6 protein-coding genes and 1 tRNA gene are annotated in these 5,602 nt (G+C 62.6%); all 7 read left to right on the forward strand.

Translation table 11 applies throughout. The features are described from left to right. Positions 1-1,162, forward strand: a 1,162-nt coding sequence (locus QZ079_RS07730; RefSeq protein ID WP_297037246.1) for a hypothetical protein, incomplete at its 5' end; no start/stop codon positions are given. A 90-nt stretch (positions 1,163-1,252) separates the two neighbouring features. After that, positions 1,253-1,327, forward strand: a tRNA-Val gene (locus tag QZ079_RS07735). Positions 1,328-1,444: 117 nt separating this feature from the next. Beyond that, positions 1,445-3,484, forward strand: a complete 2,040-nt coding sequence (locus QZ079_RS07740) for an ABC-F family ATP-binding cassette domain-containing protein (protein ID WP_297037248.1) — start codon at positions 1,445-1,447, stop codon at positions 3,482-3,484. Continuing rightward, entirely contained in the window at positions 3,471-3,767 is a 297-nt protein-coding gene (locus tag QZ079_RS07745; RefSeq protein ID WP_291288770.1) for a hypothetical protein, read from the forward strand. The genes QZ079_RS07740 and QZ079_RS07745 overlap by 14 nt, the downstream gene beginning before the upstream one ends. A 9-nt stretch (positions 3,768-3,776) precedes the next feature. Continuing rightward, positions 3,777-4,472 carry a site-2 protease family protein gene (locus tag QZ079_RS07750; RefSeq protein ID WP_297037250.1) on the forward strand — a complete coding sequence of 232 codons (696 nt, stop codon included), beginning with the start codon at positions 3,777-3,779 and terminating at the stop codon, positions 4,470-4,472. Positions 4,473-4,522: 50 nt separating this feature from the next. Continuing rightward, entirely contained in the window at positions 4,523-5,326 is an 804-nt protein-coding gene (locus QZ079_RS07755; RefSeq protein ID WP_297037252.1) for a ScpA family protein, read from the forward strand. A gap of 38 nt (positions 5,327-5,364) precedes the next feature. Then, the coding region (locus QZ079_RS07760) for an SMC-Scp complex subunit ScpB (RefSeq protein ID WP_297037254.1) at positions 5,365-5,602 on the forward strand (238 nt) is incomplete at its 3' end.

A 5,602-nucleotide genomic window follows, 5' to 3' on the forward strand; every position in this document is an offset into this window, starting at 1 on the left:
CCCCTGCCAGCACAGCGGCGGTACCGCGGACTGCACGCATCTCGCCGTCTGCGACATATGCGGTTATTCCTACGGCAGCGTAAACCCCGACAACCATGCCCCATCGGATGATTGGACGCAAGATGACGGCAAGCACTACCACGCCTGCGAGAACGGCTGCGGAATCCATCTCGACGAGGCATCGTGTTTGGGCGGCGAGGAAAGCTACTTTGCGCTTCCAGTCTGCGAGGTGTGCAAGAACGAGTACGGAGCACTTCTGGTAGACACGACGGTCCCCACCGGCAAGATCTCGATCGAGAGCGACGTATGGGCCTCGCTTCTGAACGCCATCACGTTCGATCACTTCTTCAAGGAGACCCAGACGGTCGAGATCACCGCCGACGACGACAGCTACGGCATGGCGGGCTATACGGCTGACAAGGCGGCCCAGGTGGCATACCTGCTTGACGACGGCGACACAGCGCTCACGGTCGACGAGCTCGAGAACATGCGCTTCACCGAGTACACGGGTCCCTTTAACATCGAGCCCGATCAGCGCCTGGTCGTCTACGCCAGGATCACTGACCATGCGGGCAACATGACCTACATCTCCTCCGACGGCCTCGTGCTCGACGCAACGCCGCCCGCGGTCACGGGCATCAACGACGGCGGCACCTACTACGCGACCAGGGTTGTCAACGTCACCGATGAGAACCTCGACACCGTCACGCTCGACGGGACGCTCGTCACCGGCGGCAGCTTCGAGCTCGTAGGCAACGTGAACCGGAACTACACCATCGTCGCCACCGATCAGGCGAGCAACGTCACCGAGGTCACGGTCACGATGAAGCCCCTCGAGGACCTCGCCGGCCAGATCGACGATCTCACGCCGGATACCGTGGACACAGACGACCGTGAGACGGTTGAGGCGGTCAAGGACGCCGCCGAGGAGAACCTCGAGGACGCAACGGACGAGGAGCGCGTCGAGCTGGAGGGCCTGATCGAGCGCTGCGACGAGCTGCTCAAGGCGATCGACGCCGCCGAGGCTGCGGCTGCACCTCAAGAGCTGCAGAATAGTATTCCCAGTACAGGAGATATATCGATGCTCTTCATTGCGAGTCTTGCCACATTTGGTATTGCATCGATTACCTTCGGACGAGCTCTGATTAAGGTTAAGCGTTAGCGAGGTCTAGGCATAGTTTTGAAGACTTTACAATCCAGGCTTGGCAGCGGGGGAGTAGCGTGGTACTATAACTTTCGCTGAAAAGCACAAGGGCGTTTGGCTCAGGGGTAGAGCACTTCCTTCACACGGAAGGGGTCACAAGTTCAAATCTTGTAACGCCCACCAGAACATGAACGGGGCCGGGGAGCAATCGCCGGCCCTTTTTCGTACCACGGCTGCTTGAATGAATAGATGATGTTCTACCAGCCTGGTATCGAACGTATCATTTTGAGGGGTGCGGAAATGATCCTCAACGTAGATAAGATCGAGAAGAGCTTCGGTGCACGCACGCTCTTCTCCGGCGCGTCCTTCCAGGTGAATCCTGGCGACCGTTTTGCGCTCGTGGGGCCGAATGGCGCCGGCAAGACCACGCTTTTGAAGATTATCATGGGTCTCGACACCGCCGACGGCGGCTCCATTACGTTTGCGAAGGACGTGAACGTGGGCTACCTCGAGCAGGAGACCAAGCTTGCGAGCGACGTGCCCGTGATCGATGAGGTTATGGCTGCCGCGCACGAGATCCGCGAGCTTGGTGAGCGCGCAGAAGCTCTGCAACTCAAGATCGCCGAGGCAGGGGAGACGGGTGAGGTACCCCAGACGCTTCTCGATGAATATGGTCGCGTGCAGGATCGCTTCGAGGGGCTTGGCGGTTACGAGCTGGAAAGCAACGCGCGCCAGATCCTCGCCGGCCTGGGCTTTCCAGTCGAGGAATTCAATAAGCCCTGCGCTGAGTTCTCGGGTGGTTGGCAGATGCGCATCGCACTCGCGAAGCTCTTCTTGCGCCACCCCGATCTGCTCTTACTCGACGAGCCCACGAACCACCTCGACCTCGAAAGCGTCCAGTGGCTCCGTTCCTTCATCGCGAGCTACGAGGGAGCCGTTCTCATCGTCTCGCACGACCGCGCCTTCATGGATGCCTGCGTGGATCATGTGGCTGCGCTCGAGAATCGCCGCATCACAGTGTATACGGGCAACTACAGCTCGTACCTCAAGCAGCGCGAGGACAACCTCGAGCAGATGCGCGCCAAGCGCGCTGCCCAGGAGCGCGAAATCGCGCACATGCAGGTCTTCGTCGACAAGTTCCGCTACAAGCCCACCAAGGCCGCTCAGGCGCAGGAGCGCATGAAGCGCATCGAGCAGATCAAGAGCGAGCTCGTGATCCTGCCCGAAGGCCATAAGCACGTGGACTTCAAGTTCCCCGATCCGCCGCGATCCGGCGACATGGTGGTGAAGCTCGAGGGCGTGTCGAAGTCGTATGCGGATAAGCACGTTTACAGCGGCATCGACCTCACGCTCTACCGTGGTGACCATGTGGCGCTCGTGGGTCCCAACGGCGCGGGCAAGTCGACGCTTCTGAAGATGCTCGCCGGCATTGAGGCGCCGAGCTCGGGCACACGTGACCTCGGTGTGAACGTGGGCGTGGCCTACTACGCCCAGCACCAGCTCGAAGGGCTCAAGGAGGCGAATACCGTCCTGCAGGAGATCGATTCCGTGGCTCCTACCTGGACGGTGCCCCAGCAAAGGAGCCTTCTCGGCGCCTTCCTCTTCTCGGGCGACGACGTCGACAAGCGCGTTGGCGTGCTCTCGGGTGGTGAACGGGCGCGTCTGGCACTCGCCAAGATGCTCGTGGCGCCCGAGGCACTACTTTGCCTCGACGAGCCCACGAACCACCTCGATATCGACTCGGTGGATATGCTCGAGAACGCGCTCAGGAACTTCCCCGGCACGCTCGTCCTCATCTCGCACGACGAGCACCTCGTGCGCGCCGTGGCGAACCGCGTGATCGACATTCGCGATGGCAAGATGACCGTCATCGACGGCGATTACGACTATTACCTCTTCAAGCGAGAGGACCTGGCTGAACGCGAAGCCGCAGCGGCCGAGGAGGTTGCCCGCGCCACGCGCCCCGCAGCCGGCACCTTCGAGCCCAAGGCGCCGCGCACGCACCGGAGCGCCGACGAGGTGGCCGCACCGGCTCCCACGGGCAAGAAGACGAAAGAGCAGCGCCGCGCAGAGGCCGAGGCGCGCGCCGCCCTCAACAAGCGGCTCAAATCCACGCGCGACCGCCTGAAGGCCGTCGAGCGCGACCTTGAGCGCAAGCGTGCGCGCTATGACGAGCTTATGGAGCTTATGGCGAGCGAGGAACTCTATGCGGACCAGGCGCGGTTCAACGAGGCGCTTGGGGAATATAACGAGCTGAAGCAGGCGCTGCCGGCGCTTGAGGACGAATGGCTCGAGCTTTCTACCACGATCGAGGAGGAGACGGCACATGGAGGCGCGTAAGGCGGCCGCGGTCGCGCTCAATATTTGCGCGTACGCGTTCAGAATCATCGGGATCGCCCTGTGCATCCTCGTGATCATGCTCTGCTTCCCGGGAATCGTGAACCAGCTCGGCCTCACGGGGTTCGTCATCGACCTGTCGCGCGTGCTGCCAGGCGTCATCGCCGGTTGGGGCGTCATCGTCTCGCCGTTCGGCGGCGTCTTCCGCTTCGACTTCCTTATCGTGGGCATCGTGTTCTTCGTGCTCGATTTCGCCTGCTCGCGCATCTCGCGCGCGGTGCGCTAGGAGGGTTTCTTGGATCGCCTCTTCTCTATCCTGCTCTCCGCCCTTGCGGTCATCGTCGGCATCGTCGTGCACGAGAGCGCACATGCCCTCGCCGCGTATGTGCTCGGCGACTCCACGGCGCGCTCGCGGGGGCGCATCTCGCTCAACCCGCTCGCGCACATCGACCCCTTCGGCACGGTGCTCCTGCCGCTGCTCATGGTGCTCGCCGGAGGCCCCGTCTTCGCCTATGCCAAGCCCGTGCCGGTCTACCTCGGTAACCTCAAGAATCCGAAGCGCGACGAGGTGCTCGTGGCGCTCGCGGGGCCGCTCTCGAACATCCTGGTCGCGCTCGTCGCGGCGCTGGTGTACGGTATGCTGCTGGGCGCGGTGCTCATACCCGGGCTCAGTGCGGGGACGCTCTCGCTCGGGTTCGCGAACGGCATCGCGTCGTTTCTCGTCACCCTCATGTCGGTGAACCTGTCGCTCGCGTTTTTCAACCTCATCCCCTTGCCGCCGCTCGACGGCTCGAGCATCCTCGTGCTGTTCCTCAAGGGCGAGGCGCTTCGCACCTACTACGAGATCCAGCGCTATTCCATGCCCATCCTCATCATCGTGCTCTACCTGCTCCCGAGTATCACGGGTATCGACTTGATAGGTTGGTATTTCGATTTCACGGTGTACCCGCTCATGAACGCACTGCTTTCGCTCGCGTACGGCCTTATCTAGGCTACACTATACAAGTTGGATAGGTTGGACGCCGACGAAGGGGAGGGGCGATGTCCTACCGTGTGACGACGCAGGGCTTCACCGGCCCCTTCGACCTGTTGCTGCAGCTTGTGTCGCGCCAAAAGGTGGATATCGGCGCCATCTCCATTTCCGAGGTGGCCGACCAGTACCTCACCGAGGTGGAACGCATCGAGGCCCTGGACTTGGATGTCGCAAGCGATTTCCTGCTCGTCGCGGCGACGCTTCTCGACATCAAAGCCGCCTCGCTCGTGCCGAGCGATGACGCGCCCCTGGTCGATGACGAGGATATCGACGACGAATACGCGGGACTCGACGCCGAGTCGCTGCGCGAGGTGCTCATCCAACGGTTGATTGCCTACAAGCAGTTCAAGAGCGCCGCCGCCGCGCTGGGAAGCCGCATGGAGGCCGAGAGTCGCATGCATCCGCGCGTTGCCGGCCCCGACCCCGAGTTCTTGAACCTCATGCCCGATTACCTGCAGGATATCACGCTGCGCGGGCTTGCGGTGATCTGCGCGGACCTCGATAGCCGGCGCGAGACCTTCTTGCTCGAGGCGGAGCACGTGGCACCCAAGCGCGTGCCCATCGAACTCACCGTCGCCTCCGTCGACCGCTTCACCCGCACGAACGCGCATACCACGTTCCGCTCGCTGCTCGACGCGGATTCCACCACCGAGCAGCTCGTCGCGACGTTCCTTGCGATCCTCGAGCTCGCGAAGCGCGGGTCGATCACGCTTGCACAGGACGACCTCTTCGGCGAGATCCGCATCGACCGCGTGGAGGGCGCGCCCGAATACCACCCGGGCGACGTGCTCGACGACGATTACGACGCCTAGGCGTTTGCGCCTTGGATGATGGTTAGGTAGGGGAGCACATGAACGACCTCGAAGCTTTGAACCCGCTTTCGCCGAAGGGCGCCCTCGAGGCGCTGCTCTTGGTGTCGAGCGACCCGGTGAGCGCAAGCACGCTCGCTCAGGCGCTCGATATCACCCCGGGCGAGGCCGCGTCGCTTCTGGCCGAGCTCAAGGTCGAGTATGAGGAGGCAAACCGCGGCTTTCAGCTGCGCGAGGTGGCAGGCGGCTGGCGGCTCTTCCCCCCCCCCGCCTATCACG

This window comes from uncultured Enorma sp. (genome assembly GCA_905210055.1).
In the GTDB taxonomy this organism is placed as follows: domain Bacteria; phylum Actinomycetota; class Coriobacteriia; order Coriobacteriales; family Coriobacteriaceae; genus Enorma.